This is a genomic window from Psychrobacillus psychrodurans, from assembly GCF_050209195.1.
In the GTDB taxonomy this organism is placed as follows: Bacteria; Bacillota; Bacilli; order Bacillales_A; family Planococcaceae; genus Psychrobacillus; species Psychrobacillus psychrodurans.
On the sequence record NZ_CP189791.1, the window covers coordinates 2,058,009 to 2,083,543 of the forward strand.

Annotated in this window: 24 protein-coding genes and 1 other annotated feature; of the genes, 8 read left to right on the forward strand and 16 right to left on the reverse strand. The window is 35.6% G+C overall.

The window, feature by feature from the left end; genetic code table 11:
• Nucleotides 1–204: 204 nt before the first annotated feature.
• From argH to ACQCPR_RS09780, 4 genes are all read right to left on the reverse strand, one after another.
• Nucleotides 205–1,578 (reverse strand): argininosuccinate lyase, encoded by a 1,374-nt coding sequence (argH, locus tag ACQCPR_RS09765; protein ID WP_427136891.1) that lies wholly within the window; start codon nt 1,576–1,578, stop codon nt 205–207.
• The gene (locus ACQCPR_RS09770; protein WP_427136892.1) at nt 1,575–2,783 is read right to left on the reverse strand and encodes an argininosuccinate synthase; all 1,209 of its coding nucleotides are present in this window, start codon (nt 2,781–2,783) and stop codon (nt 1,575–1,577) included. Before ACQCPR_RS09770 ends, argH begins: the two co-directional genes overlap by 4 nt.
• A 467-nt stretch (nt 2,784–3,250) precedes the next feature.
• Nucleotides 3,251–3,547, reverse strand: a complete 297-nt coding sequence (locus ACQCPR_RS09775) for an antibiotic biosynthesis monooxygenase family protein (RefSeq protein WP_090569506.1) — start codon at nt 3,545–3,547, stop codon at nt 3,251–3,253.
• Between the two features lie 35 nt (nt 3,548–3,582).
• Nucleotides 3,583–4,239: an HAD family hydrolase gene (locus ACQCPR_RS09780; protein ID WP_427138928.1), complete on the reverse strand. Its 657-nt coding sequence runs from the start codon at nt 4,237–4,239 to the stop codon at nt 3,583–3,585.
• A gap of 373 nt (nt 4,240–4,612) precedes the next feature.
• Between ACQCPR_RS09780 and ACQCPR_RS09785 the strand changes: the two genes are divergently transcribed.
• On the forward strand, nt 4,613–4,777 hold the full coding sequence (locus tag ACQCPR_RS09785; protein WP_090569512.1) for an aspartyl-phosphate phosphatase Spo0E family protein: 165 nt from the start codon (nt 4,613–4,615) through the stop codon (nt 4,775–4,777).
• Nucleotides 4,778–4,902: 125 nt separating this feature from the next.
• Here ACQCPR_RS09785 and ACQCPR_RS09790 read toward each other — a convergent pair whose 3' ends face one another.
• Nucleotides 4,903–5,655: an SDR family NAD(P)-dependent oxidoreductase gene (locus ACQCPR_RS09790; protein ID WP_427136893.1), complete on the reverse strand. Its 753-nt coding sequence runs from the start codon at nt 5,653–5,655 to the stop codon at nt 4,903–4,905.
• A complete protein-coding gene (locus ACQCPR_RS09795; protein WP_090569517.1) occupies nt 5,642–6,586 on the reverse strand; it encodes an MBL fold metallo-hydrolase in 945 nt (314 codons plus the stop codon). Before ACQCPR_RS09795 ends, ACQCPR_RS09790 begins: the two co-directional genes overlap by 14 nt.
• Nucleotides 6,587–6,706: 120 nt before the next feature.
• Nucleotides 6,707–6,919 (forward strand) — a binding site (T-box leader).
• Between the two features lie 101 nt (nt 6,920–7,020).
• Between ACQCPR_RS09795 and proC the strand changes: the two genes are divergently transcribed.
• On the forward strand, nt 7,021–7,836 hold the full coding sequence (proC, locus tag ACQCPR_RS09800) for a pyrroline-5-carboxylate reductase (RefSeq protein WP_090569520.1): 816 nt from the start codon (nt 7,021–7,023) through the stop codon (nt 7,834–7,836).
• A 31-nt stretch (nt 7,837–7,867) separates the two neighbouring features.
• Nucleotides 7,868–8,023 carry a hypothetical protein gene (locus ACQCPR_RS09805; protein ID WP_427136894.1) on the forward strand — a complete coding sequence of 52 codons (156 nt, stop codon included), beginning with the start codon at nt 7,868–7,870 and terminating at the stop codon, nt 8,021–8,023.
• Between the two features lie 20 nt (nt 8,024–8,043).
• Here the strand turns inward: ACQCPR_RS09805 and rnz are convergent, their stop codons facing one another.
• Entirely contained in the window at nt 8,044–8,985 is a 942-nt protein-coding gene (rnz, locus tag ACQCPR_RS09810) for a ribonuclease Z (protein ID WP_427136895.1), read from the reverse strand.
• A 121-nt stretch (nt 8,986–9,106) separates the two neighbouring features.
• Here rnz and ACQCPR_RS09815 point away from each other — a divergent pair, with 121 nt between their 5' ends.
• The gene (locus ACQCPR_RS09815) at nt 9,107–10,546 is read left to right on the forward strand and encodes a UDP-N-acetylmuramoyl-L-alanyl-D-glutamate--2,6-diaminopimelate ligase (RefSeq protein ID WP_427136896.1); all 1,440 of its coding nucleotides are present in this window, start codon (nt 9,107–9,109) and stop codon (nt 10,544–10,546) included.
• Here the strand turns inward: ACQCPR_RS09815 and ACQCPR_RS09820 are convergent.
• Nucleotides 10,531–11,784 (reverse strand): DNA polymerase IV, encoded by a 1,254-nt coding sequence (locus tag ACQCPR_RS09820; RefSeq protein WP_427136897.1) that lies wholly within the window; start codon nt 11,782–11,784, stop codon nt 10,531–10,533. The two genes, ACQCPR_RS09815 and ACQCPR_RS09820, sit on opposite strands and share 16 nt — an antisense overlap.
• A gap of 440 nt (nt 11,785–12,224) precedes the next feature.
• On the opposite strand from ACQCPR_RS09820, the gene ACQCPR_RS09825 reads away from it, so the two are divergent.
• Genes ACQCPR_RS09825 through ACQCPR_RS09835 form a run of 3 tightly spaced genes read left to right on the forward strand, consistent with a single transcriptional unit; the run spans nt 12,225 to nt 15,138 of the window.
• Nucleotides 12,225–13,199 (forward strand): CobW family GTP-binding protein, encoded by a 975-nt coding sequence (locus ACQCPR_RS09825; RefSeq protein ID WP_427136898.1) that lies wholly within the window; start codon nt 12,225–12,227, stop codon nt 13,197–13,199.
• Nucleotides 13,200–13,255: 56 nt separating this feature from the next.
• On the forward strand, nt 13,256–14,260 hold the full coding sequence (locus ACQCPR_RS09830; protein ID WP_090569536.1) for a permease: 1,005 nt from the start codon (nt 13,256–13,258) through the stop codon (nt 14,258–14,260).
• 8 nt (nt 14,261–14,268) lie between these two features.
• The gene (locus ACQCPR_RS09835; protein ID WP_090569541.1) at nt 14,269–15,138 is read left to right on the forward strand and encodes a TIGR03943 family putative permease subunit; all 870 of its coding nucleotides are present in this window, start codon (nt 14,269–14,271) and stop codon (nt 15,136–15,138) included.
• A 373-nt stretch (nt 15,139–15,511) separates the two neighbouring features.
• On the opposite strand, the gene ACQCPR_RS09840 is transcribed toward ACQCPR_RS09835, so the two are convergent.
• Genes ACQCPR_RS09840 through mce form a run of 4 tightly spaced genes read right to left on the reverse strand, consistent with a single transcriptional unit; the run spans nt 15,512 to nt 19,101 of the window.
• Nucleotides 15,512–15,997, reverse strand: a complete 486-nt coding sequence (locus ACQCPR_RS09840; protein ID WP_090569544.1) for a chemotaxis protein CheW — start codon at nt 15,995–15,997, stop codon at nt 15,512–15,514.
• Between the two features lie 16 nt (nt 15,998–16,013).
• Nucleotides 16,014–17,126 carry a M20/M25/M40 family metallo-hydrolase gene (locus ACQCPR_RS09845; RefSeq protein WP_427136899.1) on the reverse strand — a complete coding sequence of 371 codons (1,113 nt, stop codon included), beginning with the start codon at nt 17,124–17,126 and terminating at the stop codon, nt 16,014–16,016.
• Nucleotides 17,127–17,140: 14 nt separating this feature from the next.
• A complete protein-coding gene (locus ACQCPR_RS09850; protein WP_427136900.1) occupies nt 17,141–18,688 on the reverse strand; it encodes an acyl-CoA carboxylase subunit beta in 1,548 nt (515 codons plus the stop codon).
• Between the two features lie 2 nt (nt 18,689–18,690).
• Complete coding sequence (gene mce / locus ACQCPR_RS09855; protein WP_090569554.1) at nt 18,691–19,101, reverse strand: methylmalonyl-CoA epimerase; 411 nt, start codon at nt 19,099–19,101, stop codon at nt 18,691–18,693.
• A gap of 124 nt (nt 19,102–19,225) precedes the next feature.
• Between mce and prli42 the strand changes: the two genes are divergently transcribed.
• Complete coding sequence (prli42, locus tag ACQCPR_RS09860; protein WP_151109618.1) at nt 19,226–19,321, forward strand: stressosome-associated protein Prli42; 96 nt, start codon at nt 19,226–19,228, stop codon at nt 19,319–19,321.
• A 791-nt stretch (nt 19,322–20,112) separates the two neighbouring features.
• Here the strand turns inward: prli42 and ACQCPR_RS09865 are convergent.
• Genes ACQCPR_RS09865 through ACQCPR_RS09880 form a run of 4 tightly spaced genes read right to left on the reverse strand, consistent with a single transcriptional unit; the run spans nt 20,113 to nt 25,485 of the window.
• On the reverse strand, nt 20,113–20,553 hold the full coding sequence (locus tag ACQCPR_RS09865) for a BrxA/BrxB family bacilliredoxin (RefSeq protein WP_090569557.1): 441 nt from the start codon (nt 20,551–20,553) through the stop codon (nt 20,113–20,115).
• A gap of 42 nt (nt 20,554–20,595) precedes the next feature.
• Nucleotides 20,596–21,690 carry a methylmalonyl Co-A mutase-associated GTPase MeaB gene (gene meaB / locus ACQCPR_RS09870; RefSeq protein WP_340879735.1) on the reverse strand — a complete coding sequence of 365 codons (1,095 nt, stop codon included), beginning with the start codon at nt 21,688–21,690 and terminating at the stop codon, nt 20,596–20,598.
• Entirely contained in the window at nt 21,690–23,849 is a 2,160-nt protein-coding gene (gene scpA, locus ACQCPR_RS09875) for a methylmalonyl-CoA mutase (protein ID WP_427136901.1), read from the reverse strand. The genes meaB and scpA overlap by 1 nt, the downstream gene beginning before the upstream one ends.
• Nucleotides 23,836–25,485 carry a methylmalonyl-CoA mutase family protein gene (locus ACQCPR_RS09880; protein WP_427136902.1) on the reverse strand — a complete coding sequence of 550 codons (1,650 nt, stop codon included), beginning with the start codon at nt 25,483–25,485 and terminating at the stop codon, nt 23,836–23,838. Before ACQCPR_RS09880 ends, scpA begins: the two co-directional genes overlap by 14 nt.
• Nucleotides 25,486–25,535 lie beyond the last annotated feature (50 nt).

Consider the following 25,535-nt stretch of genomic DNA (forward strand, 5'->3'; position numbering starts at 1 on the left):
ATTATGAGCATTCACAAAAAACGTTTAGGTTAATAACTATTATGTAAGCCCTTACATATTCCACTATAAATATATAATTCTAAATTGTCAATAAATTAATATTGTCTTTAGAATTATAATTAGGTATTTTTTATAACATCCAGTGATTCAATTCAAAAAACCTGTAGACAGTTTCGTAATCACGAATGTCTACAGGTTCTTTTGTTATGCTAGTCGCGTCTTAGCTTCTGCAATTTGGATTTTCACTTGATCGAAACCAGTACCACCCAGTGAATTTCTTCTTCTAACAGCAGCTAGTGGTGATAATACATCGTATATATCCGATTCAATCAAAGCACTTGCCTTACGGAGATCTTCAAGTGGTAAATCAAGCAGGAAATAACCACGTTGGATGCATAGGAAAACTAATTTGCCAGTTACCTCATGTGCTTCTCGGAATGGGAGTCCTTTTGCAGCTAAATAGTCGGCAAGTTCTGTGGCATTAGAAAAGTCTTTGTGGACCGTGTTGTGTAGTCGTTCCGTATGAACAACCATTGTCCGGACCATCCCTTCAAATATTTTCAATGAGCCAACTATTGTATGTACAGTATCGAACATGCCCTCTTTGTCTTCTTGCATATCTTTGTTGTAAGCTAATGGAAGTCCTTTAATGACAGTTAACAATCCCATTAGATTTCCATAAACTCGACCGGTTTTTCCGCGGATTAACTCTGCCATATCTGGATTTTTCTTTTGAGGCATTATACTAGATCCAGTTGAAAAAGAATCATCTAATTCAATGAAGTTAAATTCAGAGCTAGACCATAAAATAATTTCTTCAGCAAACCGAGATAAATGAGCCATCATCATAGAAGAATTACTTAAAAATTCTATAATAAAATCACGGTCACTAACAGCGTCCATACTATTTTCATAGACATTTGCAAAACCAAGATAATTAGCTGCTATCTGACGATCAATCGGAAATGTTGTTCCTGCAAGCGCACCTGCTCCAAGCGGTGAAATATCAATACGCTTCATTGAATCTTTGAAGCGATCTTTGTCCCGTTCTAGCATCCAAAAATAAGCCATTAAATGATGAGCAAATGAAATAGGTTGTGCACGCTGTAAATGCGTATATCCTGGTGCAAGTGTTTCTATATGCATTTCTGCCTGTGCCACAAGTGTTTGTTGAAAAAGATCGATTAGCTCAATTATTTCTCCTACTCTATTTTTTAAAAATAGATGCATATCTGTCGCTACCTGATCGTTACGGCTACGCCCAGTATGTAGCTTTCCACCAACTGGTCCGATTAAATCGATAAGCATTTTTTCCAAATTTAAGTGAATATCTTCATTAGCAACTAAAAAATCTAATTGCTTTTCTAAAGCCAGTTTTTTTAATTGAACAAGACCACCTAAAATTGCTTGCACATCATCAGGTGGTAATATATTGCAATCTCCTAGCATTTGTACATGAGCAATACTACCGTCTAAATCTTCTATTACCAATGTTTGGTCGAATCCGATGGAAGCTCCAAATTCATCAACCCATTGTTCGGCAGATTTTTGAAATCTGCCGCCCCATAGTTTTGTCATACTTCCACCTTCTCTGCTCCCTTATTCACCATAGCGTGTACTTTTGTTGGAAGACCCCAAAGCTCGATAAATCCTACAGCAGAAGCATGATTAAATTCATCATCCTTTGTATACGTCGCTAACTTCTCGTTGTATAGAGAATTAGGTGATTTACGTCCTTCTACAATTGCATGACCCTTAAATAATTTCACTCTTACTGTTCCATTCACATATTGCTGCGTTTCTTTTAAGAATGCCTCAAGTGCAGTTCTAAGTGGAGAGAACCAAAGTCCTTCATATATAAGTTCTGTTAACTTTTTCTCCATAACTGGTTTAAAATGAGCCAATTCTTTTACTAGTGTTATATCTTCTAATTCCTTATGTGCAAGTAGCAATGTATGAGCACCTGGAATTTCGTATACTTCACGTGATTTAATACCAACTAAACGATTTTCAACATGATCTATACGGCCGACACCATGTTTCCCAGCCAACTCATTTAGTTTTAATATTAATTCGTGTAATGGATACGCTACTCCATCTATCGAAGTAGGTACTCCTTTTAAAAATTCAATTTCAATTACATCAGTAGTATTTGGTGCATTTTCTAGAGACACTGTTAAATCATAAGCCTCTTCAGGTGGAGCTACCCAAGGATCTTCTAAAATCCCACATTCATTTGCACGCCCCCATAGGTTTTGATCGATAGAGAATGGGCTGTCTAAGTTAATCGGGATAGGGATGTTTTTTTCTTTGGCATAAGCAATTTCTTCTTCACGACTCCAACTCCACTCACGAACTGGTGCAATCACTTCTAAATTTGGATTTAATGCTTTAATGGAAACTTCGAAACGAACTTGGTCATTTCCTTTACCTGTGCAACCATGTGCAACTGCAGTTGCTCCAGTTTGTTCTGCAATTTCAACTAACTTTTTAGAAATCAATGGACGAGATAAGGCAGAAACTAATGGATATTTATTTTCATACCAAGTATGTGCTTGAAGTGAGATCAGTGCATATTCATTAGCAAATTCCTCTCTTGCATCAATCATATAACTTTCGATAGCTCCAACCTCTAGTGCTTTATTTTTAACGAATGCAAGATCTTTACCTTCTCCAACATCTAGACATACCGCTACAACATCATACCCCTCATCTTTTAGCCACGTAATTGCAACCGATGTATCTAACCCGCCCGAATATGCTAACACAACTTTTTTGTTCATTATATACCCCTCCAATGAATTTATATACAACTTTTTAGTATTAATATACATAATGTATCATGACTTATGTTTAAATACAACTGATTATTAATAAATATTAATAATTATTCATTTCTTCTTTAACTGTACTTGGAATGACTGCAATTGGATTACGTTTCAAAAAAGTTGTCAGGCACTTGTAAGTATTTAAATATAATAATGCGATGGTGTCCGCTATAGAGGATATAACCCGAGTAAAATCCTATTGTGGACTAGTCACTTAATTGTTTTTCGTAAATATGGTGACTAATCATCTGGATACAGATAGAGAAGTCAACATGATTAGGTGAAGTGGTGATGGCTTAAACTAAATATATGGGTGACATCAACTTGTTTGATAGATGCAATACGGCAACACTATATGAAAGATACAAAAAAAATAGACTTAGTTCACTCTATTAATTAGAGTACTAAGTCTATGTTTTGTTCTAGTATATATGCACTTTCTCAAAGTGTTCAACAACTGGGAAGGGATCGTAGTATGGATGAAGTAGTTTCTTCCATTCCTGATACTCGCTCGATTCTCTAAAACCAACTGTATGATCTTCTAAGGTTTCCCAACTTACTAGCAGTAAATATTTACCTTTAACTTCCATACAACGTTGTAATTCGTGTGATATATAACCTGGCATAGTTGAAATAATTTTAGATGCTTGACGAAAAGCCTCCTCATAATTTTCATCAGTACCAGATTTAACTTGTAGCATTACTGCCTCTAATATCATGTTAACACTCCTTTTTGTACTTCCAACTTATAAAATTACCTTTGTTCTATCCTCTTTAATAGCTCACTTAAAGAGATTTCCCCCATAGAGTTTATTCGTTCATCAAAGTTCTCAAACTTCAGATGTTTTGTAACATTATTAGGAACTATGACACAGCGAATACCTGCTTGTTTTGCTGCACTCAATCCGTTAAGAGAATCTTCAAAAACAATTGTTTCTTCACGTGACAGTCCTAAGTCTTTTAATGTTTTAAGATATAGTTCGGGATCAGGTTTAATATTGCTCACATCATCTTGTGTATTGATGACTTCAAAGTACTCCATTATGTTTAGTTGAGTTAAGTACTTATGTACCCAGCTCTTTGATGAACTAGAAGCTAGTGCTATTTTAAGATTATTTTGTTTAGCTTCATCTAAATAATCTTTAACACCTTCACGTAGTATAGGTGCTTTCATCATAGTTTCGTACCTAATTGCTGCATGCTCTTCTAGCATTTCACAATTGACGGATTCACCTGCTAGTTCCCGGAAGTAATTGTATAAAACATCATTTCCTGTCCCAATACATTGAGAATATCCTAGTAAATCTATATTTATATGATGACTTTCATAAAAAACTTCTTTGAATGCTTCATACCATGTAGTTTCTGTATCTACAATTAAACCATCAAAATCAAATATAACTCCTTTTATCAATTTCAAAACCCCACTTTCCTACTTTATGTTTTGAAATAGCTTTATGTAGCTATTTTCAAATTTCTGCCTTGTTTGCACAATTTCAATTTTATTAATATTCTTCATCAGCTCTCATTATTCCTTTTATGTCGAAAGATTATATAAAATATCAGAGATATAAAAACTGAAAAATGTCCAGTAAAATGTTCAATTGTTATAATTATTACAATAGAAATCATCCAAATGTGACACTTTTGTGAAATGTGTATATTTTTCACAATCCGACATTCTTTGCAATATCCTTATTATACAATAATCAAGTTGCTACATAACCTACAAGATATACACTTCATGAGATGAAGCTAATACACACTATGGAGGAAGAAATATTGTGAAAAGTCAATTGCACCAAAAATCGTTATTGCTACGAATCGAGCTAAAAAAACAGGATATGTATAAAAAGGCAAAAAGACTTGGATTTACTCATCCAATTGTCGTTACTTGCAGTCAGGAGCTGGATGAACTACTCAATAGATACCAACGAAAAGTTTCCTAAAAATGGTATATACAGATACCTATCTTAACTTCCAATGGTTCTACAAAAACTTTGAGTAAAAACATCAAAAATTGTTAAAAAAACCGATTTATCCTTTTTAAAGGAAGAGTCGGTTTTTTAATGTGTTATTTTTTTATGAAATACTTTTTCCCAACTGTTTCGACAATTGACGGAGCCATAGCATATAGTTTACTTGTAATACTCATGTAAGAAGGAAGATTAACCTCTCTTACCGGTTTTTCAATCACTTTTTCTATAGACTCTACCACTTTTTCCGGAGTCAATAGATGTTTTTTCATACTGTTTCTATAATTACCCGTCTGATCAGCTAAATCTAGAAAGGGTGTATCAATTGGTCCTGGATTTATAGTCGTAACCTCGATACCAAATTCCTTTAGTTCCATTCGGATAGCATTTGCAAACCCGAGAATGGCATGCTTAGATGCTGCATATGCAGATGCTTTAGGAGTAGCTACTTTACCTGCTTGAGATGCAACAAATACAAAATGACCAAACCCCCGTGTTTTCATCTTTTCTGCAAAGTACTTTGTAAGCTTCATCGGTGCTAATACGTTTACATTAAACATTTTCTCCATATCTCGTTCATCCATATCCAATAAATAAGAAAAGGTTCCAACACCCGCACAGTGAATTACGGTATCTGGTGTACCCATTTTGTTAAAAAGTGAATCGAAGGATTGTTCGATAGTTAAGTCCGCTTCAATTGAATGTATACCAATAGCTGATAAATTGTTTAATACATCGTTATTTCTACCAGACGCCCATATTTGGTGACCAACATCATGTAGAGTTCTAGCAAGCAATAGTCCAACCCCACTTGTAGCACCCGTTATTAAAATTTTTTTAGTTTTGCTCATATAACAAAATTCCTTTTTCATTTCGTTTTGCAATTATAAGCCCATTATCGATTAAATAATCTATTTGACCAATTGTTTCAGAAAGTGTCAAGCCAAGTTCCTTTTCATAAACTTTTGGAAATAATTGTTTAGTTAATTCAAAAATTGTTTTTTCACCGTCATTCATCATATCTAGTACTTTAAGTGCCCGCTCTTTTTGTTTTTCTAGTCTAGTTGTAACTAGTTCCTTTATATTAAATACTTCGTTACCATGACCACTATAAACCTTCTCAATAGGTAGTTGCTGTATTTTTTTCAATGATGCATTGTACTGTAGCATCGATTTTGGGCGTTCTTCTTGTGGATTTAATGGTGGCTCAATTAATGGGTTAGATGAAATTTTTTCGAGAATAAGGTCCCCACCTATTAGAACTTTAGAACTTTCAGACCAGAATGCCAAATGACTTTGTGCATGTCCTAACGTTTCAAGCACTTGGATATCAGGATGACCTGGTAGAATGTCCCCTTCACATAAATAAGTATCTAGAGAACGACTCCCTAAAAGGCTTAATGGTCTTCTCATCTTCTCCACCCAATTAAAATACTCCTCTGGAACCCCTTCTTCTTTTAGACACTGTAAGTAAAATCGGTCATGATACTGTAGAAAATCTTCATCACGAGTCATCCATACTTGATTGTATTCATGACCAAGAATAGTTGCTTGTTCAAATGCATCTGTCCAACCAGCATGATCGGGATGATGATGTGTTAAAACAACTTGCTCAATATCAGTAAGCTCATAGCCCGCTTCTTTTATACCTTGTGTTAATGCGGATAATGCTTGTTCTGTTTTTGGTCCAGCATCAATTAATGTCAATGCATCGCCTTTAACTATATATGCATTGACATCCCCTACTGCAAAGGGAGTGGGAACTATAATTTTATGTATCATTTGAATTCTCCTTATTAATGAATAGTCATTCATTACATTGTACTCTTATTTCGGGTTACCGTCACGGAAATATGGTTGACTTTTTATGATAAGATGCATATAATTTCATTAATTCAGAATATAAAAGCTAAGATGAAGATTAGTACATATACGATGGAGTTAAGAGAGTGAAATGACCTGGTGCAAGTTTCACCTCCCGCTCGTTTATAGAACCTACTTCGGAGCAACTATGTAAACATGGTCGTACCTTCTCGATACGAAGGAATAAGTTGTGCTGAAAATTATCAGCAAATTTAGGTGGTACCGCGGAAAACAAGTGTTTTCGTCCTTATTGTATGGGATGAGAGCGCTTTTTTATTTTGTCCTAGTTTTAATACCGCTCTACTTTCATTAACTTTAATGGAAATCAGGTAAACTAAAGGGAGGAAAATTATATGACGAAAATTGTATTTGTAGGTGCAGGTGCTATGGCGGAGGCTATTATACATGGTTTAACAAAAGAAAAAATAATTTCACCTGAATCTATTTATGTTACGAATAAATCAGATGAAAACCAGCTTAACTATTTAAAAGAAAGATACAATGTGCAAATTGTATGTGATCAGAAAAAAGCTCTAACTGAAGCTAATATTATTTTTCTAGCCATGAAACCAAAAGATGCAAATGAAGCTCTTACAAGTCTGGCACCATATTTAAACAATAATACTACAATAATTTCCGTTATTGCGGGTATAAGTATACAAACCATTACAAATTCTCTGGGTAATAGACCAATTGCACGTGTAATGCCAAATACTTCTGCAGCCGTTGGAATGAGTGCATCTGCTATATGCTGGAATGAGCTTATTCCAGAAGCATCCAAACTACCCATCATCAATCTTTTAGAATCTATTGGTTCTGTAAAGGTCGTGGCAGAAGAAGATTTACATGTTGTTACCGCACTTTCAGGAAGCGGTCCAGCTTACTTATACTATTTTGCTGAACAGTTTGAATCCGCAGCTATTGAGCATGGTTTAAACAAGGTAGATGCTCGTCAACTATTTATACAGACGATGGAAGGTGCAACACAAATGCTGAAGAAAGGTGATGTGGAACCTGAAGAGCTACGTAGAAAAGTTACTAGTCCAGGTGGCACAACAGAAGCAGGTTTGGAACAACTAATGGAGCATAAAGTGAATGAAGCTATTTTTGCTTGTATTAATGCTGCACAAAACAGATCACGAGAACTCGGGAAACTATTTGAAACTTGAAAAAAATAATTATAAAGGATTTTGAAATAAAATGGAAAATTCATATTTTGTTGGTTGGGGTACACTGGCATTTATTAATGCTGGAATTGCTCAAGGTAAAAATCGAAGCGGTCTTAATTGGTTCCGGCCTATCGCTACCGTAAGTTTGAGTTATATTAGAGAAAAAAAGAGATTCCGAGTGAAGTAATCCTCGCGGAATCTCTTTTTTCATTTTAGGGGAATTAATGTACCATTAATCCAACTATATTCTGTAAAATCTTCGGCAATATAAATGGGAAAACTATATTTTTCAACTTGGCTAAGCATTTTGTTTAAGTCAGACGGCATGAAGCGTGCACTGATATGATTAACGATTAAATGCTTAGCATTTGCTTTTTCACAAACCTCCGCTGCATCCACTATAGTAGAGTGCCCATAACGTCGGGCAAGCTCAGCAGTTTCAATATCGAATGTTCCTTCGTGGACGACGATATCTGCATTTTCACTTAACCATATAGAGTTATCACAGTATTTTGTGTCCCCTAATATCGTTACTTTAAATCCATCTTTTGGAGCACCAGTTACTTCCTCACTCTTCACAACTTTTCCATCTGGAAGTAACACATCATGCCCTTCTTTCAATTGTTTTAGTAAAGGTCCCCTTGGAACTCCTAAAGCATCTGTTTTTTCAATATAGAGTTCAGGTGCAAGGGCTTTTTGTTTGACAGTATATCCAAAGCAGGGCACTACATGCTCTAATAGTTTAGCCTCTACAATAAATTCTTCATCTTCAAAAACAACGCCTTCTTCAATTTCTATAATTGTTAAGGGATATTTCACATGAGTTTTGGAAACAGACAGGGTTACTTCTATCCAATTTTTCAACCCTGTTGGTCCATAGATTGTAAGAGGTTCTAGACCACCTAAAAAAGAACGGGATCCTAGCAAACCAGGTAGCCCATATATATGATCTCCATGTAAATGTGTGATAAAAAGCTTTTCCAGTTTACGAGGTTTTAGAGTCGTATGTAAAATTTGATGCTGAGTGGCTTCCCCACAATCAAACATCCAAAAAGAACCTCTCTCCTCTAATAGTTTCAATACAGTAGATGTCGTATTACGCTGTTTCGATGGCATTCCTGCACCAGTACCTAAAAATAATAATTGCATATTTACTCACTTCCTTTGTTCAATAGGACATATTGTAATTATAAGTCTACCCCTAAATTCCATGTATGTAAAAAACAAAACTGCTAACAATAATTAAACAATCAAAAGGAGTTCATAACTTATGAAATTAGAGACATTGATAAAGCCTTTAGGCATTAACATAAGTAAAGAAGACGAATCCATTGAAATAGATGGTCTTGCTTTTAACTCTGCAAAAGTAGAGAACAATTACATATTCGTTGCCATATCAGGAACTCACAAAGACGGACACGAGTTTATACAGGATGCAATCTCAAATGGAGCTTCCGTTGTCATTGGTGAAGAAAATCTCTCATCTATTGGTGTGCCTTATATTCAAGTAAATAATTCAAGAAAAGCATTAGGCTTATTAGCGAATATGTTTTACGAAAACCCGACACAACACAAGATAATGATTGGAATTACCGGTACGAACGGAAAAACAACTACCTCTTATATGTTAAAGCATATTTTAGAATCAGCAGGTATTTCGTGTTCTTTATTTGGGAGTATTTGCACTATTATCAATGGTGTTGAAAACATATCTACACATACAACTCTTGATGCTTTAACATTAAATCAGCTTATGGCTACTAGTAATGATCGTGCTATCATAATGGAAGTGTCTTCCCATGGTTTAGCTCAGGCTCGCGTGGAGGGTCTACGATTTGATTATTGTATTTTTACTAATTTAGAGCATGAGCATCTAGATTACCACGAAAATATGGAATCCTACTATTTGGCTAAGCAATCATTATTCAACTATTTAAAACCGAGTGGAATTGCCGTGATCAAATCCGACTCAATATGGGGAGAACGGCTTTGTGAGTATGTCTCTTCATTGAATAGAGAAGTTATTAAAGTAAATGGGACAGATCCTACACATATCATAAGTAATGAATCGTTAGTGTTGAATAAGCGACATCCGCTGCGCTATTCGATTAATAATCGTATGAAAGGTAAACACAATATAGAAAATGCTGCACTTGCTTTTTCGACAGCAGTCTCTTTAAATATCGAACCATTAGATATTGAGAATTCATTGCAACATTTTAGCGGAGTTCCAGGTAGATTCGAAATGTTTCAACATCCAAATGGAGCAAACTTCATTGTGGATTATGCTCACACTGGAAATGCTTTTTCTCACATTTTAGAAACCGCTAACTTATATAATCCCGAAAGAATAGTGCATGTTTTTGGTTTTAGGGGAAATAGAGACGTCCAAAAAAGAAGTAATATGATACAGATTTCTTTAAATAATTGTCACACATGTATATTAACTTTTGATGACTTAAATGGTGTATCAACTCAACAAATGATAGAAGAACTCACTTCATTGGATCCGATGAATAAATGTGTGATTATTCCAGATCGAACTTTAGCTATTCAGTACGCATGGGACCTTGCTCAGTATAATGACTTAATCGTTATTACTGGTAAAGGAATTGAAAATTATCAACAAAAATTTGAATTACCTACTTTATCTGATTTACATACATTGAATTATTTGAACGATTCGTTTGTACATCAGAACCATTTATGATGGTCATGGTCATCTAAAAAGTCTTTACTAAAACTTGTTTTTGATTCCAATGAAGGTTTCTTTTTTAATTTCATACCACGTTTAATACTATTTTCTCCGAATTTCCCTTGCAATTGTTCCACAAGCTTTAATATTGGCTCTTCTTTAGCATGTTCTTCAAAATTAAAAATAGATAGTTGTTCGACTGATTCTCCTTTATCATAGACATTGTTCACTGTTACACCTAGTAAGCGAACTGGATCCCCATTCCAAGAAGCTTGAAATAGATCTAATGCTAATTGATTAATTTCTTGTTCTTTATAGAGACGGTTAGTTACAGTTTTACTTCTTGTTTTGTTTTTCCAATTAGCGTCACGTATATGTATCGTAATGGACCGTCCAGCTAGATTTTTGGCATCAAGTCTAGCAGCTACTTTTTTCGATAAACGAATAAATACTTTTTCAAGGTCCACTATATTCGTTTCATCAAATGGCAGTGTAGTTGAATTCCCAACACTTTTAGTGTCATATATAGATTCAGGATCTACCTCCCTATTATCAATCCCATTCGCCCGATTTTGAAGTCGGACTCCATTTTTCCCAAGTTTTTCTTTTAGTAAATTAGGACTTGCACTTGCTAGATCTCCTATAGAAATAATACCAATCGTTTCTAATTTTTTTGCAGTACTCTCCCCAATTCCATGCATATCTATTACTGGGAGTGGCCATAAGATTTCATTTACTTGTCTTTTCCGCAAAACAGTTATACCCATAGGCTTTTTTAGATTGGATGCCGTTTTCGCAAGAAACTTGTTAGGGGCAATACCAATGGAACAAGGCAAATCTAGCTCTCGTATAATGCGATCCTGAATAGATCTTGCAAAACTCACTGCATCGTTGTTCATATCAACTTCCGTTACATCCATATACCCCTCATCTATCGAAACAGGCTCTACAAGATGTGTATAGGACCTTAAAATTTCGAATATTGCTTTAGAAGCGATTCGGTAACGTTCAAAATTTGGAGGTAATAATATCAGTTCAGGACATTTTCGTTTAGCCTCCCACACGGACATTGTTGTATACACCCCTCTAGCCCTTGCTTCATAAGAGCATGTAACTAGTATTCCCCTTCTCTCTTTAGGATTACCTGCAATTGCAATTGCTTTCCCTTTTAACGAGGGGTCATGTGCTTGTTCGACTGATGCATAAAAGCTATTCATGTCTAAATGAAATATAATCCTATGTTTTCCCGACAATTTACTTCCCTCCTTTTCTTTATCTATAGATTTAAACTTAGAATGACAACAGTATACAATTTAATATTATAAATCTACTCGATATTGAATTGTGAATTCTTCGTATAGAAATTCCTGCTCCTTCACTTACTGATATGGAAAGTTTAGTGAAAGAGAAAAAAAGTAAATATGAATTTATTATAAGAATAACTATGACTACCTTGCAATTTTGAATGTAGATATTTATAAAACATCGCTGTGTTTAAAAATTTAGTAATCTCAGTACATAAGTTTACAAAGATAATAATATAAATTATATTAGAGACTTTACATTTTTCTAATTCTATACAAATTATAACTGAAAATTTCAGTCAGAATGTAAATACTAATGCAACACAGGATAAAAGCATATAATTAACAATTACAATATAAGATGCTTTAACAAGGAAGGGAGAGGTTTAATGGGAACCCCTACTAAAATTCCCGTTTACATTTTAGGTGGATTTCTTGGAAGTGGAAAGACAACTGTATTGCTGAAAATGCTAGAACATTGTAAAGAAAAAGGTCAAAAACCTGGGATAATACTAAATGAATTAGGCAGCGAAAACGTGGAGGGACATTTGTTTGAAGGCAGAAAAGTATTTGAACTCTTAGATGGTTGTATTTGCTGTACCATTCAAGATGATTTAAAAGAAACAATGAATATGTTAATAGAAGAAATGAACAGAAGTTCCTTGGACGTTTTATTCATTGAAGGAACTGGTGTGGCAAACCCACTGGAAATACAAGAAGTCCTGTTGGGTGATCCATATATAGACCAGTTTGAAATCATGTCTATTATAACGGTACTTGATGCCAGTAATTATTTGGAGTATCAAAGTTTTTTTACGAGTTCAGCAGAAGTCAGGAACTTAATGAAAGAACAGATTATTTGTGGAAGTCTCTTACTCTTAAACAAAACAGACCTGATCCACTTTAAACAACTTGAGAAAGTTATAAACAAAATAGAAGAAATAGCCGGAAAAGACAAAGAAATAATACCTTGTACAAATGGTATAGTCGACCCGAAAATACTTTTTGATAAGAGGTTTCAGTCATTCTCTATCAATCCGCTTGAAACAGATATTAACTCTCATCATCATGATCATCATTCTACTGTGTTTGCATTTAAGTTGGAGGGTATCCCATCATTACCCAAAAAAACTTTTGAAAAATGGTTTAAAGAACTTCCAAGCAACGTTCTAAGAGGGAAAGGGTACATTCAAATAGAAAACTCTAGTGATCTACTGAGTTTTCAACTTGCTTCAAAGAAAGTTAAATTTATACCTGTACCTTTCACTAATAATAAAAAAACCGTTATCATTTTGATTGGAACAGACCTTCATAATGAAGATTTGAACAATCATTTTAAACTATTATTAGAGGGAGTATTATAAATCCTCTATAAATTTTTACGGCACTTACAAATTTTTAGAGATTCGGAGGATAAACCATGAGAGGTCAAGGAATTTCAACATGGAAGGAAACTGCGATTACAGTAATATTTGGCGTAATTGTTTTTTCTTTTATAGCTGCAGATTATATACAAATACATTTTGAAATTCCTAAGGTTTGGCTTAATGCTGCTACAATTTTTTTAAGTATAGTTTTAGAAGCATTACCTTTTGTCTTTTTAGGTGTATTTGCATCAGCTTTAATTCAAACTTTTGTTTCTGAAAATACTATTCAGAAACTGATTCCCAAAAATCCTTTAATTGCAATTATACCTGTTGCATTATTAAGCGCATTATTTCCAGTATGTGAATGTGCTATTATTCCAGTTGTAAGAAGATTAATAAAAAAAGGGATGCCATTACACTTGGGTGTTATTTTTATAGTTGGATCCCCTATATTAAATCCAATTGTTTTTGCTTCTACTTATTATGCATTCCAATCTACACCGGGTATTGCGTATGCTCGAATGTTCCTAGCTCTAACATTAGCTATACTAATTGGTTTCTTAATTCACCTCTTTTATCGAAATCACAATCAATTAAAATGGACAAAAAATGAATTTTTGGATAGTTCAGTTTGGGTAAACGAAAAGAAAAGCTCAAAATTAAAAATATTAATGTTTAATGCAAGCGATGAATTTTTCGATATGGGGAAATACTTAATTTTCGGAACAATTTTAGCTAGTCTATTTCAGACATTTTTCGATAGAGAGATTTTGGTTAGTCTTGGGGCAAACGATATAGTAGCCCCTCTAGTAATGATGGGTCTTGGATTTATTTTATCTCTATGTTCAGAAGCGGATGCGTTTGTGGCCTCTTCTTTTGCACATACATTTTCTACAGGGTCACTACTGGCATTTCTAGTATACGGACCAATGTTAGATATTAAAAGTTCTATAATGCTATTTGCATACTTCAGAACTAAATTTGTGATTGGCTATATGATTATTATTACATTATCCGTGTATGCGATAATTTTAGTTTTCCAATATTTATTTTTGTGAGGTGGAGTATGCAACAAGAGAGAGATTATGGTTTTCATATATTATTAAGAGGTATTATATTGATTGGTTTTTTTCTGCTTACTTTTAAGTTGGCTTTGACTGGAGATATCGAATACTATATTGCACCAAAAATGATACCCTTCTCTTACTTTGCTATAGGTGTTTTATTGATATTAGCAGTAATACAAATTTGGAGAAGTGGTTCCAAGAATAAGATGGATCTTTTCTGTAATTGTGGTTTTGATCATAATAATAGCTCGTTCCTCCAAAGTGGTTTTATTTATTCTTTATTTTTTTTACCTATACTAATTGGATTTTGGTTTCCAGATACGATTATGGATAGTTCCATTGTCGCAAATAGAGGCATCAACTATGGTTTAAATTCGTCCTTACAGCAGACAGAATTTGGCGGGGATTCTTCAGCACTTTCTGAAAATAGTGACATAAGCTATTTGGATGAAGGAAACACGGTTTATAATAATAGATTAGAGCTAAAGAATGAACTACTTAATAACCCGAAAATCATTGTAAAAGATGAATTTTATTTGGATACTTTAGATATTTTTGTTAATGATTTAAATTCATTTATCGGAAAAGAAATTGAGATTATGGGTTTTGTCTATAAGGAGCCTGACTTAAAACCAGATCAATTTGTTATATCACGAGTGGCAATTGCTTGTTGTGTAGCCGATTCTTCTGTATTTGGAACTATAGCCACAACGGATATATCTCACCCAGTAGTCATGGATGAATGGATTAAAGCAACTGGAATCTTGGCGAAAACAAATGTAGATGGCCAAGATTTACCAAACTTACAAATTAACAAGATAGAACGAATTGAACAGCCAGAGGACCCATATGTATATATTCCCTACTAACACATGAAGCATTTAAATCAATAGCCTGAAAAGGGAATCAGTAGCTTCAAAAAATATAAAACCGGAAACTATGTATTTAGGTCGCAAATTATTATTATTATTCTTTCTCTTCACTTAATAAAGAATGGTTAAAAGACGCCTAGTCCTTTCTTAACATTACCTAGAAATGCTGTTGATTGTAGCAAAGGTCGACGCTTTCCGTGGGCACGTCTTCAGCCGCTTCCTTTGCTCCTACGCAAGCTCGTCGCAAAAAACTCGCCCGTGAAAAGCGCCCACATGAAACAGTATTCAAGGAGAATTTTTATATACTTTCTTATCATTAAAAAAAGGTAGCTATATAAGCTACCTCATTTCATTTAACTAAAACATGAAACTAGTTATTAATAGTTTCTTCTTTCTTTACTTCTTCAACATATGTTTGAATGTCTTCAAAACCTTCTAATGAACTAACTAATATAGAAGCATCTACAATTGTAATCATTCGATTTTCTAGGTTTGCAACAGCTGTGAAATAACGTGTTTTCGTATAATTTACTAGACCAATTTGCTTTAGATTGTCCTGATCAATATCCAGAATCTCTTTCGCTTCTTTTACAAGAAGGCCAACCGTCATATCTTCAGTATGCATAGTAACTACTCTTGCTAACTCTTGATCAATACCGCTACGATTATACAAAACTTGTTCGAAATCGATTATTGGCACTAGCTCTCCTCGAATCTTCATCAAACCAATTAAATAATCTGGCAAGTGCGGTATTGGGTTTACATGCTCTAATTTCTCAATGGAGACTACATGTTCAATTGAAACTGCATAATCTTCATTTCCACATTGAAATACTACTACTTTTTCATTGCTCAACAAAGTCACCTCCTATTTATTCTGCCGCTACTAAAACGATCTCTACTATTAAATCGGCTAGTTTCTCTAATTCTTCAATAGGCATGCGTTCATTTGTTGTATGAATTTCTTCATACCCTACAGATAAGATAACAGTAGGAATACCAAATCCAGCAATAACATTTGCATCACTGCCACCGCCACTAGTCTTAATCTCAGCAGTCCTTCCAATTCGCTCTACTGCACGTTTAGCAACCTGTACAACAGAATGGTGTTCTTCAAAATGGAAGCCTGGGTACATTAATTGTGTTTCAGTTACCGCTTTACCTCCAAATTTTTCAGCTGTTTCTGCAAATGTTGCTACCATATGTGCAACTTGCGCATTAAGTTTATCTTCATTGATCGAGCGTGCCTCAGAAAGAATATGCACTTCATCACAGACGATATTAGTTGCTTGTCCACCTTCAAATCGACCGATATTAGCAGTCGTTTCAGCATCTAATCTTCCTAACTTCATAGCAGAAATAGCTTTTGCAGCTAAAGTTATGGCAGAAATACCTTTTTCAGGAGCCACTCCAGCATGAGCAGTTTTTCCAGTAATAGTTGTCCACAGCTTAGATTGGAAAGGCGCAGCTGTTACAATTCCACCGACAGTCCCATCACTATCAATCGCATAGCCATATTTTGCAGTTAGTAAAGAAGCATCTAATTCTTTTGCTCCTACTAGACCACTTTCTTCTCCAGCGGTAATAACAACTTGTATATCTCCGTGCTCGATAGATTGCTCTTTCAAACGACGCATAGCTTCAAATAATGCGGCTATTCCAGCTTTATCATCAGCTCCTAAAATTGTAGTTCCATCCGAATATATATAGCCATCTTCTTTTATTACAGGTTTAATCCCTTTTCCAGGTACAACAGTATCCATATGAACCGTAAAGTATATTGGGTCTACGTTTGGATTAGATCCCTTTAGAGTTGCGATTAGATTTCCAGCTCCGTGACCATTTCTAGTAGCAGAATCATCTTCAATAACAGTAAATCCAAGCTGTTCTAATTTACTTTTTAAAATAGGTGCAATTACTCCCTCATACTTTGTTTCAGAATCTATTTGAACTAGCTCTAAAAATTCATCTATTAATCGACTCATTTAAAAGTCTCCTTTTATAATGGAATATTACCATGTTTTTTGTTTGGTCTAGTTTCTTTCTTATTACGCATCATTTCTAATGACTGAATTAACTTAATACGTGTTTCTCGAGGGTCAATAACATCATCGACCATTCCCATTGAGGCCGCTACATATGGATTTGCAAATTTTTCACGGTATTCCTCAATCTTTTCCGCACGTACTGCTTCAGGATCATAACTTTGAGCAATTTCACGTGCAAAAATTATATTGGCAGCTCCGTTTGGCCCCATAACTGCTATTTCCGCATTAGGCCATGCAAAAACAACATCTGCCCCAATAGACTTGGAGTTTAGAGCAACATAAGCACCTCCGTATGCTTTTCGTAAAATAACTGTTATTTTAGGAACGGTTGCTTCTGAATAAGCAAATAATATTTTAGCGCCGTGGCGAATAATTCCACCATGTTCCTGTTTAATACCTGGGAAGAATCCAGTTACATCTTCAAACGTAATGATAGGGATATTGAAGGAATCACAAAAACGAATAAAACGTGCAGCTTTGTCTGAAGAGTCTATATCTAATCCTCCAGCCATTACTTTTGGTTGGTTACAAACTAGACCAACTACCTCGCCTTTAATACGAGCTAGACCAATAACTATATTTTTAGCAAACTCCTTTTGCACTTCTAAGAAAGAATCTGTATCAACTATCTGTTCAATAACCTTTCTAACATCATAAGGGCGGATTGCCTCATAAGGAACGATATCTGCTAATTCAGAACGGTAATCATCTTCTTCTACTACATCAGCTAAAGGAGCTTTTTCTTCATAGCTTTGTGGTAGATAACTTAATAGCAGACGGACACTTTCTAATACTACCTCTTCAGTCTCCCCACGGAAATGTGCATTTCCACTTATAGTATTATGTACTTTCGATCCACCCAGATCTTCGGCAGAAATTTTTTCTCCGGTAACTGTTTCTATTACTTTAGGACCTGTGATAAACATTTGGCTAGTTTCATCTGTCATAAACACAAAGTCAGTTATAGCAGGTGAATACACAGCTCCACCAGCACATGGACCTAAGATTACAGAAATTTGAGGTATAACGCCGGAATATATGGCATTACGATAAAAAATTTGTCCGTATCCATCTAGTGAAACAACGCCTTCTTGAATACGAGCACCACCGGAATCGTTTAACCCAATAAACGGCGCTCCATTTTTTGCTGCTAAGTCCATTACGTTCGCAATTTTAAGTGCATGCATTTCTCCCAAAGCTCCACCAAAAACTGTGAAATCTTGTGAGAATAGATAAATTGGACGACCATTCACTTTCCCGTAACCAGTTACGACCCCATCTCCAGGACCTTCTTGCTTGTCCATTCCGAAGTCAACTGTACGGTGCTTGATAAAAGGGTTTAACTCTACAAACGAATCTTTGTCTACTAGTAATTCAATACGTTCACGAGCAGTCAACTTCCCTTTTTCATGCTGCTTTTCTATCCGTTCATCTCCGCCACCAAGTTCGATTTTACGTTTACGATCATATAAATCATTAATTTTTTCATAAATATCCATAATTACTTCTCTCCCCCGGTTTTGTCGACTAATTCATAAAGTACTCCATGAGATGCTTTTGGATGTATAAAAGCCACCTGAGCACCATGGGCACCAGCTTTTGCAGTCTCTTGTATAAGCCGAACTCCCTTGTCTTTTAGCTCATCCAAACGCTGTTGTATACTTGTAACGCCAAAAGCTATATGATGAATACCTTCACCTTTTTTTTCGATAAATGAATGAATCGTACTTGTATCATCGATTGGTTGAAGCAATTCTAAATGGACATTGCCGCTATCAATAAAAGCTACACGAACTTTTTCTGATACAACATCTTCAATATGTACTAGTTTTAACCCCAATGTATCTATGTAATATGGAAGAGAGTCTTCAATACTTTTTACAGCAATACCAATATGATCAATTTTCTCCATTTTTACACCCCTTTTGTAAAACGCTTACCTTTTCCTATTGTACCTATTTCAAAAAAAAATCTCTACCTCTTGTGCATTTTTATGTTTTTGTTAAAATAAAGGTACAAGCTAAAGGAGAGAAATTATGCGCAACCAAACATTTCGTAAAATTATTGTTTATTTAATGATTTTTGTAATGGTAATGTCTACATTACTATTCGGTCTAAGTTTCGTCCTTTAAGAAATAAGAAAAACCAGCGAAAGCATATATATGTTTTCGCTGGTTTTTTATTTTCTTTTAAGAAAAGTATATAAAAATCATGAACACTGTGTTTATGATGATTAAACAAATGAATTATACCGCAATGATTTACTTTTCAGGCGTTACAAAGGAACGAAGGCTAAGAGCGCCACATCTTGTGGCAAAGCCTTCGTGACCAACATCCTGTTGGCCTCCGCGGGGTGAGCGATGAGCCATCACCGTCGCTTATGCGTCGATGTGATGACTCATCTGTCTCACTCATCCGCTGGAGTCGCCACCTTTCACTTCAATCAATGAAATGAGTAGCACCCAACAAGAAGATTCAGCATAGCTTATCGCTTAGATAAGACTATTCAAAGTTAATAAAGTGATAAAACCATCTGCTAAATTAGGGATGTTATTCTGTAATGAAGGGTGAAGAAAGTAAATTTCCTTTTACTAGTGGAAATAAAGAAAAATAGAAAGTGTCCTCTGAAAAAGAAGCGCAATAGCGAATGAAATTGTATCTTCGAGAGCTTGCTTTATAAATAGAAGAGTGTCTGTTCTCTAGTTATTCAAAAAATGCATTAATCTGTTTCTAGAAATTGTAGAAGGGCGAAGGACAAACAAATGCCATAAGATTACCGAAAAACAGAGGCCGGTCGTGACTGACGTCACGACCGGCCTCTGAAAAAATCAATCGATAATAACATAGTTTCAAGACTGTCCAAAGCATGCCAAAACTAATAGAAACAAGTTTTAACTTAAAGGGCACTCCCGTTTTTACTTAATTATACTTCTTCACAATATTCTTCAAATAATCCTTGAAGATGTGTGATTACTGAAGTTGGAGCATGGCCTTCTATCTCATGACGACCAATTTCTGCTACTGGTTGTCCATCTTTCAACAGTACAAATGATGGAGAGGAAGGTAAGTGATCATCACCGAATAGATTACGTGCTTGTTGAGTTGCTAATTTGTCTTGACCAGCAAAAACAGTAACTAAATGGTCCGGACGTTTATCATAATGTACAGAGTTTGCTGCAGCAGGGCGAGCAATACCTCCAGCACATCCGCATACTGAGTTTACCATTACTAATGTTGTTCCTTTTCGAGCAAATGCAGCGTCTACATCTTCAGGTGTTTCAAGTTGCTCATAGCCTGCTGCTTCCATTTCTCCACGAGCTTGTACCAGTATATCATTCATATATAGATTGAAATCCATATTCATTTATGCCACTCTCCTTTTTTAAACTATATTTATCTTATCAGATTATAGGTTTGGATTCGAGGAAAAAAGATCGTCAACCGCTTGCGAAACCGTTATTTTTTCGTTCCGCACTAATTGCTCTAATTTTGCCATTGATTGTTTTCTTTCATTAGAAGAAAAAAAGTCATCATATAATCGATCGACAATCATTGATTTAAACCATTCAACTGTTTGTTCTTTTCTTCTTTGTTGCCATACAGTTTTTTCCTTCATCACTTGCTGGAAATGAAGTATATTTTCCCAAACGATATCTAAGCCAATTTTTTGTAGCGAAGATACTGCTAGTGCGGGAGTCTTCCAATATGGTGAGGAAGGTGCTAGAAAGTGAAGTATTTGCTTATACTCAGCAACTGTTTTTTTGGCTAGCTTTTCATTTGATCCGTCTGCTTTATGAACAATAATAGCATCAGCAAGCTCCATTATTCCTTTTTTCATCCCTTGAAGTTCATCTCCTGCACCTGTAAGCGCTAATAATAAAAAGAAATCGACCATTCCTCGTACAATCGTTTCACTTTGACCTACACCAACCGTTTCAACTAAAATCACATCGTAACCGGCAGCCTCACAAAGAAGCATCGTCTCACGAGACTTTTTGTGTACGCCTCCAAGTGTACCTGCAGTTGGGGATGGTCTAATAAATGCGTTCGGATGTCTGGAGAGTTCTTCCATTCTTGTTTTGTCCCCTAGAATACTTCCACCTGTCAAGGAGGAACTAGGGTCTATAGCTAGTACTGCTACTCTATATCCCTGATCGCATAGCATTTTACCAAATGACTCGATAAAGGTACTTTTTCCTACTCCAGGAACTCCAGTTATTCCGATACGAACACTGTTACCAGTAAATGAAAGTAAGTTTTTCAATAATTGCTGTCCGATATGCTGCTGATCAAATACAGTACTTTCTATAAATGTTATCGCTTTTGCTAAATGTAACCTGGAGCCATTTTGTATATTTCGGATATATTCCTCTTCATTGATTTGAAGAGGCTTTTTTTTGGAGAACTTTTTAATAGAAGCCTTCCCCACACCATCATGTTGCGATTTAATACCACTCATCACATGCATAGTAGAATCGTTATTATTATCCGTTTTTGACATTAATCTTCCACTTCCTCGTAGCCAAGGCGCTTATAAATCTCTTCAATAACTTTTTGTGCTGCTACTGGAATAACTGTTCCTGGTCCGAAAATAGCGGAAGCGCCGTTGTCACGCAGGAAAGAATAATCCTGTGCTGGGATAACACCACCAACAACGATTAATATATCTTCTCTACCAAGCTTAGCTAACTCCTCTTTCAATGAAGGTACTAACGTCATATGTCCAGCAGCTAATGAACTTACTCCGACAACATGAACATCATTTTCTACCGCCTGTAGTGCAGTTTCTGCAGGTGTTTGGAAAAGTGGACTAATATCAACGTCAAATCCTAAATCAGCAAATGCAGTTGCAATAACCTTAGCTCCGCGATCATGCCCATCTTGACCCATTTTGGCGATTAAAATACGTGGGCGACGACCTTCGTTTTCCCGGAAATCCTCTGCCATTTGTTTCACTGCATCAATCTCTTCAGCATCATTAAAGTTTGCACTATATACACCACTCACAGAACGAATCACCGCCTTATGTCTGCCTGCTACCACTTCGATTGCATCTGAAATTTCACCAATAGTTGCACGTTCCCTAGCAGCAACAACAGCAGCTTCTAACAGATTTGTTTCACCAGTTCTTGCTGCATCAGTTAATTTAGTTAACGCTTTTTGTACTGCTTTTTCATCACGGTCAGCTTTAACTTTTTCTAAGCGTTCCATTTGTTTTTGACGAACGACAGTATTGTCTATATTTAAAATATCAATAGCATCTTCTTGCTCTAAACGGTATTTGTTTACTCCAATGATAACTTCTTTAGAAGAGTCAATTTGTGCTTGTTTTTTAGCAGCTGCTTCTTCTATCTTCATTTTAGGAAGACCGGTTTCTATCGCTTTTGCCATACCTCCAAGTTCTTCAATTTCTTCAATCAAAGTCCATGCTTTTTCCATTAATTCGTGTGTTAGTGTCTCGACATAGTAAGACCCACCCCATGGATCTATTACCTTTGTCATATTCGTTTCTTCCTGTAGAAAAAGTTGAGTGTTACGAGCTATTCGAGCTGAGAAATCTGTCGGCAAGGCAATTGCTTCATCTAGAGCATTTGTATGAAGTGATTGTGTATGCCCCATTGCAGCTGCGTTTGCCTCTACTAAAGTTCTTGTAACATTGTTAAATGGATCTTGCTCGGTTAAACTCCATCCAGACGTTTGAGAATGTGTACGAAGAGCTAATGATTTCGGATTTTTCGGATTAAAGCTTTGCATCATTTGCGCCCATATTCTACGAGCTGCACGCATTTTAGCGATTTCCATAAAATAATTCATTCCGATTGCCCAAAAGAATGAAAGTCTTGGCGCAAATGCATCAATATCTATTCCGGCAGCTAACCCTGTTCGAACATATTCTAAGCCATCAGCTAAAGTGTAAGCTAGTTCAATATCAGCTGTTGCTCCAGCTTCTTGCATATGATAACCGGATATTGAAATAGAATTAAATTTCGGCATCTTTTGAGCTGTATAAGCAAAAATATCTGCAATAATTTTCATAGACATTTCCGGTGTATAAATATATGTGTTACGAACCATATATTCCTTTAAGATATCATTTTGAATCGTACCAGCTAACTGCTCTGTAGTAACGCCTTGCTCTTCTGCAGTCACAATATAGAAGGCTAGTATTGGAAGTACTGCACCATTCATCGTCATTGATACAGACATTTGGTCTAATGGAATTCCATTAAATAATATCTTCATATCTTCAACAGAGTCAATTGCAACTCCTGCTTTTCCTACATCCCCGGTAACTCGTTCATGATCAGAATCGTAGCCACGATGTGTAGCAAGATCAAATGCAACCGATAATCCCTTTTGTCCCATAGCCAGGTTTCTTCTATAAAAAGCATTACTTTCTTCCGCAGTTGAAAAACCAGCATACTGACGAACAGTCCAAGGTTTCGCAACATACATCGTTGGATAAGGTCCCCTCGTGTTCGGTGCGATACCTGGTAGATCATTTAGATGTGGGAATTCAGACGTATCTTCCTTGATATACATTTGTTTTAAATGAATTCCTTCATTCGTTAAAAAGGAACCTACCGCTGCCATTTTTGGATGTCCTTCATTTAATAACACTTCTTTAATAGATACATTATCGTAATTAGGCATTGTCATTTGAATCCTCCTTTTTAGCAAGGGCAAGTAATTGTTGCCCTTTTTTAAGAAGTGATTGTCCAGCATAGATACTTCCATATAACCCGGCATCTAACCAGTCTTCATACTCCTCAAATTTCCCGGCAACATCCATTGGAACGGACAGATTTTCATTTAGTATTGCAGGTACTAAACCAGCCGTTTGCTCATCGTTACCAACAAATACAACATAGTTAATATTTTTTTCATTTATCCATTTTTGTAGATCAAATGGTTTTAAATTTTCAGGAGCTACAATTGGTGAAATCCCTAATGCGATTAAATAACCGTTAACAAAATCCATCCGAGCCTTATATTCTTTTAAAATGCCAAAGGGAATAATTGCAGTGTTTAATGGATTATCTTGGAATGATTTTCTTAATCGTTCAAAAGGTTCTGCTAGTCGTTTATAATCTGTTTGTTTAATAGAAACTCCTAGAATATCATCTGGATTTGCATAAGTATTCGTTCCAATTAACGATTTTTTACGTGTAGAGAGTTGAGCAAGTTGCTCGTTCCATTTCACTTCTGCTCTTTCTAAAAGTATTGCTTCTCTATTCTCAACAGTTGCTTCCTTCATTAACGTTAAAAAGTATGCCCACGTTTTTTCGACAAGTTCATTCGTTAGTGTGTCTACATAGTAAGAACCACCCGCAGCATCTACAATACGCTGGGTATGCGTTTCTTCTTTTAATACGAGTTGCATATTTCTTGCGATTCGATTGGATGTCGGTGTTGCACCAGTCAGATAATCATGTGGATACGTTGTCAAACTATCCGCTCCACCAAGAACGGCAGCTAGCGCACTATTACCAGAACGCAAAATATTAACGTTTGCATCTAATACGGAGTAAGACCTTAAAGAGGTTTCGGTATGTACAGGAATTGCTGCTATATTAGATTTCCCATATGCTTGTCCGAAAGCTTGCCATAGAATACGAAATGCTCGAATTTTCGCTATTTCCATAAAGAAATTATTTTCAATCGAAAATTGTACAAATGCGTTTGAAACAAGCTTCTCTATCCCCGAATTTTTAGCAAACTTATCTGCTTGTACTAATACGCTAGCTAGCTCACTAATAGCATCTCCACCTTCTTGATGGATGGTAGAGCCATTTATGAAATATGTTCTAGCATTCAAAAGTTCTACATCCTCTACACCTTTTACTAATCCTTTTAGGTCTGAGAAATAAGTTAAAAAAGCTGGATCATTTGTAACATCTAAAATAGCAGTGTGCTTCTTCAATAGCTCTGCTAGCTCATCTTTTTCATCTGTTTGCCAATTATGTTCTTTTTCTATTTTAAAATGAACAACATCATTACCTTTTGTAAGTGACTCTTTGATTTCCTCAAGTATCTCCTTACTTGAAGAACCTTCTACAACTTGTGCGATCAACCAGCCAGAAGACTTTTTTGCATCACGAACAATAGCCGTTTGTGATTCTGGAATATTTTCCATATCTTCTAAAGAATAAAGCGGTTTCAAAATAATATCTTCTAATGTTCTAGTTGATAGTGACTCCAAAGTTTTCCCCTTGAGTGATTTAAGTGCTACTTGCTCCCATTGGTCAAGTGTTGCTCTATTAAACGAAGTTTGTTTCATTTTATCTATTGTCATATGAACGCTTTCGCTTCCCCCTATGTATAAAAGTAATACTAATTATATTT

Coding starts and splice junctions, on each gene's coding strand:
- argH (WP_427136891.1), bottom strand. CDS start 1,578: ATGACAAAACTATGGGGCGGCAGATTTCAAAAATCTGCCGAACAATGG.
- ACQCPR_RS09770 (WP_427136892.1), bottom strand. CDS start 2,783: ATGAACAAAAAAGTTGTGTTAGCATATTCGGGCGGGTTAGATACATCG.
- ACQCPR_RS09775 (WP_090569506.1), bottom strand. CDS start 3,547: ATGATATTAGAGGCAGTAATGCTACAAGTTAAATCTGGTACTGATGAA.
- ACQCPR_RS09790 (WP_427136893.1), bottom strand. CDS start 5,655: ATGAGCAAAACTAAAAAAATTTTAATAACGGGTGCTACAAGTGGGGTT.
- ACQCPR_RS09795 (WP_090569517.1), bottom strand. CDS start 6,586: ATGATACATAAAATTATAGTTCCCACTCCCTTTGCAGTAGGGGATGTC.
- proC (WP_090569520.1), top strand. CDS start 7,021: ATGACGAAAATTGTATTTGTAGGTGCAGGTGCTATGGCGGAGGCTATT.
- ACQCPR_RS09805 (WP_427136894.1), top strand. CDS start 7,868: ATGGAAAATTCATATTTTGTTGGTTGGGGTACACTGGCATTTATTAAT.
- rnz (WP_427136895.1), bottom strand. CDS start 8,985: ATGCAATTATTATTTTTAGGTACTGGTGCAGGAATGCCATCGAAACAG.
- ACQCPR_RS09815 (WP_427136896.1), top strand. CDS start 9,107: ATGAAATTAGAGACATTGATAAAGCCTTTAGGCATTAACATAAGTAAA.
- ACQCPR_RS09825 (WP_427136898.1), top strand. CDS start 12,225: ATGGGAACCCCTACTAAAATTCCCGTTTACATTTTAGGTGGATTTCTT.
- ACQCPR_RS09830 (WP_090569536.1), top strand. CDS start 13,256: ATGAGAGGTCAAGGAATTTCAACATGGAAGGAAACTGCGATTACAGTA.
- ACQCPR_RS09835 (WP_090569541.1), top strand. CDS start 14,269: ATGCAACAAGAGAGAGATTATGGTTTTCATATATTATTAAGAGGTATT.
- ACQCPR_RS09845 (WP_427136899.1), bottom strand. CDS start 17,126: ATGAGTCGATTAATAGATGAATTTTTAGAGCTAGTTCAAATAGATTCT.
- ACQCPR_RS09850 (WP_427136900.1), bottom strand. CDS start 18,688: ATGGATATTTATGAAAAAATTAATGATTTATATGATCGTAAACGTAAA.
- mce (WP_090569554.1), bottom strand. CDS start 19,101: ATGGAGAAAATTGATCATATTGGTATTGCTGTAAAAAGTATTGAAGAC.
- prli42 (WP_151109618.1), top strand. CDS start 19,226: ATGCGCAACCAAACATTTCGTAAAATTATTGTTTATTTAATGATTTTT.
- ACQCPR_RS09865 (WP_090569557.1), bottom strand. CDS start 20,553: ATGAATATGGATTTCAATCTATATATGAATGATATACTGGTACAAGCT.
- meaB (WP_340879735.1), bottom strand. CDS start 21,690: ATGTCAAAAACGGATAATAATAACGATTCTACTATGCATGTGATGAGT.
- scpA (WP_427136901.1), bottom strand. CDS start 23,849: ATGACAATGCCTAATTACGATAATGTATCTATTAAAGAAGTGTTATTA.
- ACQCPR_RS09880 (WP_427136902.1), bottom strand. CDS start 25,485: ATGACAATAGATAAAATGAAACAAACTTCGTTTAATAGAGCAACACTT.